A 13,300-nucleotide genomic window follows, 5' to 3' on the forward strand; every position below is an offset into this window, starting at 1 on the left:
GTCATGGCCGATTTCCGGCGTGACGTTGTCGAGAGCGGCCTTGGCCGAGCCCTTGGTGATCGGAATGTCGTCGCCGGGGAAGTCGTACTTCGAGAGGAGCTCGCGGATCTCCATCTCGACGAGCTCCAGCAGCTCGGCGTCGTCGACCAGGTCGACCTTGTTCATGAACACCACCAGCGCGGGAACGCCGACCTGGCGCGCCAGCAGGATGTGCTCGCGGGTCTGCGGCATCGGGCCGTCGGCCGCCGACACCACCAGGATCGCGCCGTCCATCTGCGCCGCACCCGTGATCATGTTCTTCACATAGTCGGCGTGGCCGGGGCAGTCGACATGAGCGTAGTGGCGAGCCGGGGTCTCGTACTCGACGTGAGCCGTCGAGATCGTGATGCCGCGAGCCTTCTCTTCCGGCGCCTTGTCGATCTGGTCATACGCCGTGAACGACGCACCGCCGGACTCAGCCAGAACCTTCGTGATCGCAGCCGTCAGCGACGTCTTGCCATGGTCAACGTGACCAATCGTTCCAATGTTGCAGTGCGGCTTCGTCCGCGAAAACTTCTCTTTGGCCATGACACCCTTGTCCTCGAAGGCGGCCCTCCGGGGCCTAGAAACGCGGTCGCATTAGGGGTTTTTGCGCGGCGATGCAAGCCGGCCGGCCCCATCGACCTCCTGTGACGCCAGAGTGAGGAGGTCAGCGCTAATTCTTCACCATCCAGCGCCCCCGGACCCGCTGCAGAAGAAGGTTCGTCACCGAATAGCCCTCGCTCGGCATTCGGGCGATACGGCGCAGGCTCGCGACCGCCTCCGGATCGGCTCCGTCGCCGAAGGCCACGATGTCGCGCGCCGGCACCGCGACGACCAGCTCGGCAGGGAGATTCGGGATCGCGGACCAGACCTCTGGCAGCAGAATCAGCGCCGCATTGTAGTCAGCCTCGAAGGACAGGGACCGAACGGGACCATGTTCCTCGATCTGCAGGCGCGAGACCCTGCGCTTCAGGTTCTCCCGGCCAGCATTCATCATATCCTGGTTGCTAAGCCCAAACCGCTTTCCTTCGCCGCTCATGACGAAGCGAGATATGTCTTTGCGATCTTCTACGACGACGACCACGATATCGCCCACGAGCTCGGCGTGGACGATGCCCGGTGCAGGTTTCGGTTGGGCGCGCGCCTTTTCTTCAACCGCCGCGACGAAGGCTCGGTTCTTGACGGTGACCAGCAGCGAACTCTTGAAAGAAGCCGCATCGCGTTGAGGCGCACCGCATTCCGGGCAAACCGGTTCTTCAGCCCAGGATCGATCCGGCCACGCTGTGAGCATGGCGAACAACACAACCAGTAAGTGCAGCATGCCGAGTCCCCCAACCCGCAACCACAATTGCGCATCGAGAACATAATGGCAACATCTTTACTTGCCCGCGGTCATGCAACCCCGAACACCCGCCGATAGCGCGCCACAGCCTCCGGGTCGCCCGAGACCTTCTCGGGATTGTCGGAGAGCTTCACCGCCGGGCGCCCGTTCGCCTTGGTGACCTTGCAGACCAGCGACATCGGATCGAGCGCGCGCGAACCGTCCGGCGAGCAGCCGACGAGATCGTTGGTCAGGTCGGTGCCCCAGCCAAAGGCCATGCGGACCTTCCCGTCGAAATGATGGTAGACGCGCTCGATCGCATCGACGTCGAGCCCGTCGGAGAAGACCAGCAGCTTCTCGCGCGGATCGCGCCCGTGTGCGCGCCACCATTCCATGATCGTCTCGCCGGCCGGGATGGGAGGTGCGCTGTCCGGCCGGAAGCCGGTCCAGTCCGCCACCCAATCCGGCGCATGGCGCAGGAAGCTCTGCGTCCCGAAGGCGTCCGGCAGCGCGATCAGCAGGTTGCCGCCATAGACCTGCCGCCATTCGTCGAGCACCCGGTAAGGCGCACGCAGGAGCTCCTCGTCGGAATCGGCCAGCGCCGCCAGCACCATCGGCAATTCATGGGCGTTGGTGCCGATCGCCTCGAGATCGGTGTCCATCGCGAGCAGCACGTTCGAGGTGCCGCTGAAAGCCTTGCCCAGCCCCTCCTTCAGCGCCAGGACGCACCAGCGCTGCCAGAGATGGCCATGGCGGCGGCGCGTGCCGAAATCGGAGAGCCTGAGATTGGGCAGCTTCTGCAGCCGCTCGACCTTGTCCCACATCTTCGCCTTGGCGCGGGCATAGAGCACGTCGAGCGAGAAGCGCTTCTGGCCCAGCATGACCCGGCGCGCCCTGAGCTCGTTGATGATCGCGAGCGCCGGCACCTCCCACATGGTCGTGTGGGTCCAGGGGCCGTCGAAATGCAGCTCGTACTGGCCGTCGACCTTGCGCAGATCGTATTCGGGAAGCTGGAACTCGGCGAGCCAGGCCATGAAGTCCGGCGAGAACATCTGGGTCTTGCCGTAGAAGCTGTTACCGGCGAGCCAGATCAGTTCCTTCTTGGTGAACCGCAATGAGCGGGCATGGTCGAGCTGCGCGCGCAACTCGCCCTCGTCGACGATGTCGGCGAGGCGGATATGCCTGGAACGGTTGATCAGCGAGAAGGTGACGCGGACTTCCGGATGGAAGGCCCGGATCATCTGCAGCATCAGGAGCTTGTAGAAATCGGTATCGAGCAGGCTGCGGATGATCGGGTCGAGCCGCCAGCCGTGATTATAGGTCCGCGTCGCGATGTCGGTGTAGATCATATCGGCAGCAGGTCCGGGAAAGCTCGGCGACGGAACGGCGAAGAACGGCGCATGGGCGCCGATGCCATCAGAACAATGCCTTGGCCGCCGGCGCAAGCGTGTCGCGCGCAGGACAGCACGCAAGCGGCGCTCGGCCATTGCCGTGCCCCCTCTCTCAAGCTATCTCGCCTGTTCGATCGGGGTTCAAAAGCACATGGCGTCCGAAACCACATTGCCTACGGCCGGCTTCGGCACCACTCCTTCTGCGCCCTATGATCTCGCGGTCATCGGCGGCGGCATCAATGGCTGCGGCATTGCGCGGGATGCGGCCGGACGTGGCGCCTCCGTCGTGCTGTTCGAGAAGGACGACCTCGCCAGCGCCACCTCCTCGCGCTCGACCAAGCTGATCCATGGCGGGTTGCGCTATCTCGAACACTACAAGTTCCGGCTGGTGCGCGAAGCGCTGATGGAGCGCGAGCGGCTCTGGGCCATCGCGCCGCACATCATCCGGCCACTGCGCTTCGTGCTGCCGCATCACAAGGGCCTGCGTCCCGCCTGGCTGCTGCGGCTCGGCCTTTTCCTCTACGACCATATCGGCGGCCGCAAGCTCCTTCCCGCGACGCGCACGCTCGACCTCGCCCATGATCCTGCCGGCAGGCCGCTCAAGGACGACAAGGCGAAGGCTTTCGAATACTCCGATTGCTGGGTCGAGGATGCCCGCCTCGTCGTGCTGAACGCGATGGACGCAGCCGTCCGCGGCGCCGCGATCCACACCCGCACGCGCGTCGCCGCCGCGATCCGCGAGGACGGGCTGTGGCGCCTGACGGCGGAAGGGCCGCAAGGCCGTTTCGACATCTGGGCGAAGGCGCTCGTCAACGCAGCCGGCCCCTGGGTCGGCGAGGTGCTGAACGGCGTCATCCACACCAATGCCAAGGCCGGCGTTCGCATGGTGCAGGGCAGCCACATCGTCGTGCCGAAGCTCTACGAGCACGACCGCAGCTACATCTTCCAGAATGCCGACGGCCGCATCGTCTTCGCGATTCCCTATGAGCAGGACTTCACCCTGATCGGCACGACCGACCGCGACTACCATGGCGATCCGGTCGATGTTGCCGCCACGCCCGAGGAGATCGCCTATCTCTGTGCAGCGGCGAGCGAGTATTTCAGCCGGCCCGTGACGCCTGAATCCGTGGTCTGGACCTATTCCGGCGTGCGCCCGCTTTATGACGACGGCGCCTCGAAGGCGCAGGAAGCGACACGCGACTACGTGCTGACGCTGGACGCCCCCGAAGGTTCGGCGCCGCTCCTCTCGGTCTTCGGCGGCAAGATCACGACCTATCGCCGCCTCGCCGAATCCGCCCTCGCCAAGCTCGCTCCCCACGCGCCCTGGGCCGCCCGCGCGACCTGGACGATGACGGGCGCCCTGCCCGGCGGCGATTTTCCGGTCAGCGGCTTCGACGCCCTCGTGAACGAGATTGTGAGCGCTTACCCCTGGCTCCAACGCCGCACAGCGACGCGGCTCGCCCGCAGCTACGGCACCCGCGCCCGCGAGATTCTCGCAGATGCGCAGGGCCTCGCCGATCTCGGCCGTCTTTTCGGCGCCGATCTCTATGAGCGCGAGGTCCGCTATCTCATGCGCTCGGAATGGGCACGCCGCGCCGACGACGTGCTCTGGCGGCGCAGCAAGCTCGGCCTGCGGCTCTCGCCTCAGGAGCGCGCGGCGCTGGACGGCTTCATGCACCAGGAAATCGCGGCAGCCGCCTGATCGGTTTTCCTTCGACAATACAGTTACCTGCCCGCCGACGTGGAATCTTCTCGGCAAGTTCAAACTCGGCTCGCCCATGCTGCGAAACGTGTTTTGGTTTCATCCGAGCCACACAATCATCCCGGGCTTGACCCGGGATCCATCGTAGAGCTCCGAACCCTATGATGGTTTCCGGATCGGCGCCGCTGTCGCGGCTTGTCCGGAATGACGGAACCGCTTCCGTGAAAAACACGAGCCGCGTACCGGAGACGTCCAGCACTGCATCGACAAGCTGGAGCGCCAAGCCGCATGCGAACGAACGCATGGTCCTCCAGCCGCCATCAATCGCGGAGCGGAAGGCGGCGGCTCACGCCACCTGATAGGCGAAGCTGCCGTCCTCGACCGAGACCTTCGCCTCGGTCAGCGGCTTCTTCTCCAGTTGCAGGTTGAGGATCGCGCGCGACAGCGCCGGCAGCATCGAGTTGGTGATGATGTTGTCGATCATGCGCCCGCCCGAATCCGGGTCGTTGCACTGGCCGACGATGTGCTCGACCACCGCGTCGTCATAGACGAAGGCCGCCTTGTGGTTCTCGCTGAGCCGCTTGCCGATCCGCCCGAGCTGGAGCCTGACGATCCCGGCCAGCATGTCCGACGACAGCGGATAATAGGGGATGGTCACGAGCCGCCCGATCAGCGCCGGCGGGAAGACCTTGAGCAGCGCCGGACGCAGGCTCACCGCCATAGCCTCGGGATCGGGCTTGGCCGCACCGTTCGCCGCCATGCTCATGATCTCGTCCGTGCCGACATTCGAGGTCAGGATGATCAGCGTGTTCTTGAAATCGATGCGCCGGCCGGTGCCGTCCTCCATCTGGCCCTTGTCGAAGACCTGGAAGAACAGCTCGTGCACGTCGGGATGCGCCTTCTCGACCTCGTCCAGCAGCACCACCGAGTAAGGCTTGCGCCGCACGGCTTCCGTCAGCCGCCCTCCCTCGCCATAGCCGACATAGCCGGGAGGCGCGCCCTTCAGTGTCGAGACGGTGTGCGCCTCCTGGAACTCGCTCATATTGATGGTGATGACGTTCTGCTCACCGCCATAGAGCGCCTCCGCCAGCGCCAGAGCCGTCTCGGTCTTGCCGACGCCGGAGGGGCCGCAGAGCATGAACACGCCGATCGGCTTGTTCGGGTTGTCGAGCCTGGCGCGGTTGGTCTCGATGCGCTTGGCGATCATGCCGATGCCATGCCCCTGCCCGACCACGCGCCTGTTCAGCGTCTCGGCAAGGTTGAGCACGGTCTCGATCTCGTCCTTGACCATCCGTCCGACCGGGATGCCGGTCCAGTCCGAGACGACCGAGGCGACCGATTGCTCGTCGACATGGGCGTAGATCATCCGATTGGCCGGATCGATCTCGCCAAGCGACGCGAATTTGGCGTTGAGCGCAGCGCGGGCATCCTCGGGGTCGGCTGCAGGTTCCCCGGTCGGAGCCGATACCTCCGGCGCTGCGGCGCCGGCATCGACGCTCGCCTCCTGCGGCACGGCCTCGGCCTTGGGATCGGCGCCCGGCGCCTTCTCGCCGAGCTTGGTCCGCAGCGCCTTGATCTCCTCGACGATGGCAAGCTCGCTCGCCCAGGCAGCTTCGAGGGCGGCGAGCTTCTCCTGCTTCTCCGCGACCTCCACCTCGATCTCATCGAGCCGCTTGGCGCTGTCGGTGCCGAGATCGGCATCGGCGGTCAGCGCCGCCTTCTCCTGCTCCAACGCATTGATCGCGACGCGCGCATCCTCGATCGCGGCCGGCGTCGCGCTCTGGCTGATGGCGACGCGGGCGCAAGCCGTGTCGAGCAGGCTCACCGCCTTGTCGGGAAGCTGGCGGGCCGGGATATAGCGCAAGGAGAGCGTCACCGCCGCGACGATGGCGGCATCCGAGATGCGAACCTTGTGATGCTTCTCCATCGGGCCTATCAGCCCGCGCAGCATGGTGCAGCAACGCAGCACGTCGGGCTCGTCGACCTGTACCGGCTGGAAGCGGCGGGTCAGCGCCGGATCCTTCTCGAAATACTGCCGATACTCCGACCAGGTCGTCGCCGCGATGGTGCGCAGCGTGCCACGCGCCAGCGCCGGCTTGAGCAGGTTGGCGGCATCGCCCGTGCCCGCCTGCCCGCCGGCGCCGATCAGCGTATGCGCCTCGTCGATGAACAGGATCACCGGCGTCGGCGAGGACTGCACCTCGTCGATCACCGAGCGCAGGCGCTGCTCGAACTCGCCCTTCATCGAGGCGCCGGCCTGCATCAGGCCGATATCGAGCGCGCAGACCTTCACCCCCTTGAGCGGCGGCGGCACGTCGCCGGAAGCGACGCGCTGGGCGAAGCCCTCCGCGATCGCGGTCTTGCCGACGCCGGCCTCGCCGGTGAGGATCGGATTGTTCTGGCGCCGGCGCATCAGCACGTCGATGACCTGCCGGATCTCGTCGTCGCGGCCGAGGATCGGGTCCATGCCGCCCTGGCGCGCCTTGGCGGTCAGGTCCTGCGAGAAGCGGTCGAGCGCGGTCGTGCCCTTCGGCCCCTCAGCGGCCTCGGCGCCGGGCGTGCCGGCGGCGCGCAGGCCCGAGCCGTCCATCGGCCGCAGGTTCTCCTCTTCCGAGCTTTCCCAGATCTTGCCGTAGCCTGCCGCCAGCTCTTCGACCGGGATCTTGGCGAATTCCTTGGAAAGCCCGGTGAAAGCCCGGCGCAATTCGGTCGACTTCAGCGCCGCCACCAGCAGGTGCCCGGTCCTGATCTGCGTCTCGCCGAAGAACAGCGTCGCGTAGTGCCAGCCACGGTCGAGGATATCGACGATGTGGTTGGCGATGCCCGGCATCTCCGTCTCGTTCTTGCGGAACCCCTCGACGACACCGCCAAGGTCCATCAGCAGCCTGGCGCGATCGAGCTTGTAATGGTCCGCGGTCAGGGTCAGGTCGTTGGCGCTGCCCTGCAGGATCTGCAGCAGCCAATGCGCCAATTCGACATTGCGGTTCCCGGCACCCTTGGCCTGCCTCAGCGCCTGCAGGAAGGTGTCGTAGCCGATCCGGTTGAGCTTGCCTGTGACGGCTTCGAGGCTGATATCGGCCATGGTCGTCCCCTTGATCTCTGGTCTTAGGCAGCAGCGCGGCTACGTTTCAGGCGCATGCGCTCGGCCGGATGGAAACGGGCGTCGCGGCGCAGCGCGCCTTCCTCGGTGGTCCAGTTCGGCGCCATCCAGCTCGTCCAGCCGAGATGGCCGGACTGGCCGAGCCTGACGGGCTTCACTTCGCCCACCGGCAGCGCGAGCTCGACATCCCATTCAAACTGCTCGCCGAGATGCAGGAAGACGGCATCCGCCAGCGGCTCGCAGCGATCGCCATTCGGCAGGAAGCGCTCGAACTGTTCGAGGTCAGCAGCCACGATCTTCACGCGGAACTTGTCCTCGACGCTGTAGACGCTGGCGCCGAGCAGCGCGTCGCCGCCGAGCGTGCAATGCGCGCCTCCCAGCCGCGTCCGGTCCGCCGGATCGAAGACGAGACGCATGCCGACGAACTGCTCGATCTCGACTTGCGTCCTGAACAGCCCGGCGAGAAGGCGCTGAAGCCGCGAGGCGGATTTTGCCTGCGCGCCGATCAGCCCGGCATGGGCGAGCTTCTCGGGATCGGGCACGCTGTCGCGGTCGAGATAGGGCTTCGAGCCCACCCCGATCATGCTGCCGATATAGGCGGCGAAGCGGTCGAGATCGGGCCGGTCATGCTGCGCGATCGGCCGCGAATCCGCCCAGGCGCGGTAAAAGAGCTGCAGGAAGCGGTGGTTGAAGATATCGAGGAAGCGCGGAAACGCATCGTCGCGCGCGAGTTGCCAGTGATAACTCTCCTCGGTTGTCGCCAGCGGCAGCGCGCCCTGCGGGCCGAGCAGGCCGAGGAACTTCACGAAGAGCCGAAGCCTGCCCTGCGCGTCCCGGCCCGCCTCCGCGATGGTCGAGGCGGGAAAGTCGAGGAAGGCCTGCTCGCCCAGCGCGACATATTCGTCGCGCCGCGAGGCGACGTCGCCGATGCGGCTGCGCTCCGGAAAGCTGCGTTCCAGCCGCCGCATCACGGCATAGAAGTCGAAGCGCCAGGGCTCCGCCTCCAGCCTCGCCTGGTAGCCCGGCGCCTTCTCCAGCGGCGTGGCGGCGTCCTCGCTCACAGGACGCGCCTCGAACCGGCACGCGGTGGAAAGCGCATCACCTCGCCGCGCTCCACCGTGCGGATCACCGTCTGGGTAAAATGGTTCATCGCCGCATATTCGGCGAAGAAGCGGTCGAGCACCGCGCCCAGCAGGAAGACGCCGGAGCCCTCGAAGGCCTTTTCGTCGAGCAGCACGGTGATTTCGAGACCCCGCCCAGCCCCCGTTCCGGCCCGCTGGGGAAAACGGCGCACGACGGGCCGGCTGTCGACATTCTTGATGCCGCGGATGCGCCGCTCCGTCGCGCTGTCGGCAAGATCGGCGAAGAGCGAGAGCAATTCGCGCAGCGCCTCGCCATTCTGCCCGGCGCCGCGCTGGACGAGGCCGAGATGGTTGAGGCTGAGCAGGTTGATCAGCCGCCAGGTCACGACACCCGTACTCGCCGTCTCCGCACGCAAGCGAAGCTGCGAGACGATCGGCTCGCGCGGCGGTGTCGGCCCGGCAAGGCAGGCAAGGTCGAGCGAGACATTGTCGATCAGCCGGAAATCGGCGCCGCCGACGCCGGTCGGCAGATGCTCGGTCAGATGCCGGTTGGAACATAGCGCGCGCACGCTCAGCTCCGCCACCGAGGCGCTGTCGCCCATCTTCGCCGGCTCGACCAGCGAGATGAACATGTCCGTGCCGGTATAGTCGGAGGCCCGCCCCTGGCGCCGCTCGGCCGAGGAGCGCCGCCGTGGCAGGCGCCGCTGCGTATAGTGCAGGCCGTGAACCGGCGAGGCTCCCTCAGGCGAGGAATAGAGCGGATGCACCGGCTGCTTCTCGCGACCGCCGGTATAGTGCGCATGCACCGAGAGAACGCTGTGCGGCTCGTAGTCGAGCGCGCGACTGCGGTCCGGTACGACATGGAATTCGTGCTGGTTGCTCTTCACCGGGATGCGGTCGGCCGTCTTCTCGAAGAGGTTGACCGCAGGCGCCGCGTAGAGCGCGAACATCTCCTTGCGCACCGCGCCGGGCAGCCGCGTATTGACCTCGTCGAAGACGAAGATCAGCTCGACCGTCTTGGCCGTGAGCTTGGGCATGATCCGGCCCAGCCCTTCCAGCCGGAAGCCGAGGAACTTGCGCGGGAACCAGAACAGCTCGTGCAGCAATTCGAAGCCGCGGAAGACGCGGGTATCGGCCGGCAGCAGCGCCTCGTTCTCGTCGAAGCCGATCTGCTCCAGCCGGCAGCCCTCGCCCGGCGTCACCACCGGGTCGCCGAACGCGTCGAGATGACGGAAATGGATGCCGACGCAGTTCGCAAAGAGCTGCTCGTAGAGAGCGACCGCATCGCCCTCCCCGCCGAGCAGATGGAAGGCGAGCTCCTTCGTCCGGCAGCCGGCGAACCAGCTCGCCGGATTCTTCAAGGCCTGGGCCGGAGTCGGCTCCTGCTCGGGGTCCGCCATCACCCGGTGCGTCAGGGTCAGGCGCAGCCCCGCAAGCGCGCGCTGATCGGTACGCAGGCCGAGCGCCTGCAATGGCGCCGGCGCCGGAATATAGTCGGCGGCCACGATCTCGAACGGCCAGAGCGTGATGTCGCTGCCCAGCCGGTAGCGGCAGGCGACACGCCGCTCGCGTTCCAGATAGGTCGCGTCGAGATAGGCGCCGCGCGGGATGCGCATCCCCTCGCGCAGGCCCGGATCGGAGTAAGGCGGCACGACGCCCGCCAACAGCGCCGAAGGCGTCGGCGCCAGATAGTTCGGCAGGAGCTGTTCGAGCAGATTGTTGGTGAATTCGGGGAACTCGTGCTTCAGCTTCAATTGCACGCGGGCGGCGAGGAAGGCCGCGCCTTCGAGAAGGCCACCGACCATCGGGTCCATGCGCTCGCCGACGAGCCCGCCCAGCCGCTCGGCGATGCCGGGATACTCCTCCGCGAACTCCTTGCTGTGCTCCATGAACAGCCGGAGTTCCTGATTGTAGAGATCGAGAAACTCCTGGTTCATCGCATCAGCGTCCCTTGATCGCGATCTTGCCGGTATCGAGTTCGAGATCGGCCACGAATTGCACGGGCACGTTCAAAGGTTCGCAGTTCAGATCGGCGCGGACGAGGAAGCGTACCTTCAGCTCGGCGGAATCGAGCGTCCTGTCACGCTCGACGGCGATGGAATTGCGGACCAATCGCGGCTCGTAGCCCATCAGGGCGGCGGCGAGATCCTCACGGATCGTATCGACGCGATGCTCGTCGATCGAAAGCCGCGTCATGTCCGGGAAGCCGTGATTCAGGATCGAGCGGCGCACATGCTCCAGCTCGGAAAGGTCCACGGCCGAGCCAAGATTGACCGTGTTGACCAGCGCGTCGAGGTCGATGGCGATCTCGCGCCGCAGCTTCGGCTCGGTGATCGCGGCCCGCGGCGCGGCGCGACGTTGCGCGATCACACGTTCGCCGCCCTCGTCCCGCAGGTCGAGCGCGGTCCGCGCATCCTTCTCCAGATGCGCTTCGCGGAATGCGAACATCAAAGGCGGCCGAAGCCGCTTCTTCGAAAGGGGGTCGGCCATCACATCGCGTCCGGGGCGGGCGACGAACCGGCTCCGGCTCAGCCGGAGCCGGTGCGCGCGGCTCAGCTCTTGGCGTTACCCTTGAGATCCCACTTCATCTCGATCGCCGAGTCGAGCGTCTGGTCCGACTTCTGCGGCCGATATTGGAACTCGACCTTGGCATAGTTCAACGCGAACTGGTCGGTCGGGACGCTCGAACCGCCGGCGGCATCGCCGGACTGGTAGCTCGACACGATCAGGTCCTCGAGCGTCACCGTGTAGTATTCCTGCGGCTTCTCGCCCTGCTTTCGGACGTAGAGCACCGCCTTCTTGATGTATTTGCCGCTAGCGCAATACAGGGCGAGGTTCGCCGAAGCCTTGCTGACCTGCGCGGTGAAATGCATGTCCTGGAAGTTCGCCTTGCCCGCGCCGCCGCCGCCGCCATGGGCGTAGGAGCCGGGGTTGCTGATGCCCCAGGAAAAGGAATCGACCGCGATCGTATCCTTGTGGGTCTTGTCCTGGGCCTCGCCCTTGATCTCGTCGATCTTGAGCAGAAAGTCGGCAGCCATGTTTACCTCCAAAGTAGGGTCGTCGGATTGCTCGGATGCGCGAGCGCGCTGATGGACGCATCTCTCCGATCGCGCACCCGCATCGGGTCAGCGCGTCGAAGGGTCTTCGTGCTTCCGTCACCTGCCGATCAGGTGGCGGTCACTGCTTGGGAGCTGGCAGTCGCGAGACCAGGCTCAGGCCGATATCCATGCCTTCGAGCTGGAAGTGCGGCCGCAGATAGAACTTGGCCGAGTAATAGCCAGGGTTCTCCTCGTCCTCGAAGACGTCGATGCGTGCATCCGAGAGGGGGCGCCGCGCCTTCGTCTCTTCGCTGGAATTGACCGGATCGCCGTCGACATATTCGGTGATCCACTCCTGCAGCCAGCGTCGCAGCGGCTCCTTTTCCTTGTAGGAGCCGATCTTGTCGCGAACCATGCACTTCAGGTAGTGCGCGAAGCGCGAGACCGCGAACATGTAGGGCAGCCGCGAGGACAGGTTGTCGGACGCCGTCGCCGCCACGCCGTCGGGCCCGGAGAAGGCCTTGGGCTTGTAGAGCGACTGGGCGCCGATGAAGGCCGCCTTGTCGGTGTTCTTGCGATGGATCAGCGGGATCAGGCCGGATTTCGCCAGCTCTGCCTCGCGCCGGTCGCTGATCGCGATCTCGGTCGGGCATTTCAGATCCACGCCGCCATCGTCGGTCGGGAAGGTGTGGGTCGGCAGGTTGAGAACCTCGCCGCCGGACTGGACGCCGCGGATGCGGGTGCACCAGCCATATTCCTTGAAGGCGCGGTTGATGTTCACCGCCATGGCATAGGCGGCGTTCATCCAGGCGTATTTCTCGCCCTTGTGGCCGTCGGTATCCTCCTCGAAGGCGAATTCCTCGACGGGCTCGGATTTGGCGCCATAGGGCACCCGGGCGAGCACGCGCGGCAGGCACAGGCCGACATAGCGGGAGTCGGCGGCGTCGCGCAGGCCCTTCCAGGCCGCATAGTCAGGCGTGTCGAAGACCTTGCTGAGATCGCGCGGATCGGAGAGCTCCGTCCAGGCATCCATGCGCATCAGCATCGGATCGGCGCCGGCGAAGAAGGGAGCATGCGCCGCCGCGGCGATCTTCGAGAGGTCGCGCAGAAGCTGGACGTCCGTCGCCGTGTGGCTGAAGTGATAATCGCCGACGAGGCAACCGAAGGGCTGGCCGCCGAGCTGGCCGAACTCCTGCTCATAGACCTGCTTGAAGAGCGGGCTCTGGTCCCAGCGCGCGCCGGGATAGGTCTTCAGGTTGCGGTAGAGCTCGTTCTTCGAGACGTTCATCACCTTGATCTTCAACTGAGCATCGGTCTCGGAGTTGAAGACGAGGTAGTTGAGGCCACGCCAGGCGCTTTCCAGCTTCTGGTATTCGGGAGCGTGCAGCACCTCGTTGATCTGCTCGGTCAACTTGGCGTCGAGCCGCGCGATCATCTCCTCGATCGTGTCGATGACGTCGCCCTTGATCACGGTCGAATCCGCCAGCGCCTGATTGACGAGGGTCGCGACCGCGTTCTCAACTTCCGTCGCCGCGCGTTCCGTTCTGGGTTTGAAACTCTGCTTCAGGATCGCCGAGAAATCGTCGATCTCGCGCGTCTCGACTGCCGCCCCGCCGGGCTGTTGGGTTTGTGCTTCCGCTGCCAT

Annotated in this window: 10 protein-coding genes; 1 reads left to right on the plus strand and 9 read right to left on the minus strand. The window is 65.8% G+C overall.

All coding sequences use genetic code 11. The features are described 5' to 3' along the window. From GY40_RS01995 to pncB, 3 genes are all read right to left on the minus strand, one after another. Window positions 1-567: GTP-binding protein (locus GY40_RS01995; RefSeq protein WP_038358300.1), on the minus strand; the 567-nt coding region annotated here is incomplete at its 3' end. A gap of 127 nt (window positions 568-694) precedes the next feature. After that, window positions 695-1,342: a DUF1444 domain-containing protein gene (locus GY40_RS27425; protein WP_133563493.1), complete on the minus strand. Its 648-nt coding sequence runs from the start codon at window positions 1,340-1,342 to the stop codon at window positions 695-697. A gap of 71 nt (window positions 1,343-1,413) precedes the next feature. After that, complete coding sequence (gene pncB, locus GY40_RS02005) at window positions 1,414-2,691, minus strand: nicotinate phosphoribosyltransferase (RefSeq protein WP_038359834.1); 1,278 nt, start codon at window positions 2,689-2,691, stop codon at window positions 1,414-1,416. A 193-nt stretch (window positions 2,692-2,884) separates the two neighbouring features. On the opposite strand from pncB, the gene glpD reads away from it, so the two are divergent. Continuing rightward, a complete protein-coding gene (glpD, locus tag GY40_RS02010) occupies window positions 2,885-4,435 on the plus strand; it encodes a glycerol-3-phosphate dehydrogenase (protein ID WP_051987426.1) in 1,551 nt (516 codons plus the stop codon). Window positions 4,436-4,781: 346 nt separating this feature from the next. Here glpD and tssH read toward each other — a convergent pair whose 3' ends face one another. The 6 genes from tssH to tssC form a co-directional block, all read right to left on the minus strand. After that, window positions 4,782-7,517 (minus strand): type VI secretion system ATPase TssH, encoded by a 2,736-nt coding sequence (tssH, locus tag GY40_RS02015; RefSeq protein WP_038358304.1) that lies wholly within the window; start codon window positions 7,515-7,517, stop codon window positions 4,782-4,784. A gap of 23 nt (window positions 7,518-7,540) precedes the next feature. Next, complete coding sequence (gene tssG / locus GY40_RS02020) at window positions 7,541-8,596, minus strand: type VI secretion system baseplate subunit TssG (RefSeq protein WP_282568275.1); 1,056 nt, start codon at window positions 8,594-8,596, stop codon at window positions 7,541-7,543. Then, the gene (tssF, locus tag GY40_RS02025; protein WP_038358306.1) at window positions 8,593-10,554 is read right to left on the minus strand and encodes a type VI secretion system baseplate subunit TssF; all 1,962 of its coding nucleotides are present in this window, start codon (window positions 10,552-10,554) and stop codon (window positions 8,593-8,595) included. The genes tssG and tssF overlap by 4 nt, the downstream gene beginning before the upstream one ends. Window positions 10,555-10,558: 4 nt before the next feature. Then, a complete protein-coding gene (locus GY40_RS02030; protein ID WP_038359840.1) occupies window positions 10,559-11,065 on the minus strand; it encodes a GPW/gp25 family protein in 507 nt (168 codons plus the stop codon). A 104-nt stretch (window positions 11,066-11,169) separates the two neighbouring features. After that, on the minus strand, window positions 11,170-11,655 hold the full coding sequence (locus GY40_RS02035) for an Hcp family type VI secretion system effector (protein ID WP_038358308.1): 486 nt from the start codon (window positions 11,653-11,655) through the stop codon (window positions 11,170-11,172). Window positions 11,656-11,794: 139 nt separating this feature from the next. After that, window positions 11,795-13,300 carry a type VI secretion system contractile sheath large subunit gene (gene tssC, locus GY40_RS02040; protein WP_038358310.1) on the minus strand — a complete coding sequence of 502 codons (1,506 nt, stop codon included), beginning with the start codon at window positions 13,298-13,300 and terminating at the stop codon, window positions 11,795-11,797.

It is taken from the genome of Allobosea sp. UNC402CLCol, from assembly GCF_000745475.1.
In the GTDB taxonomy this organism is placed as follows: Bacteria; Pseudomonadota; Alphaproteobacteria; order Rhizobiales; family Beijerinckiaceae; genus Allobosea; species Allobosea spartocytisi.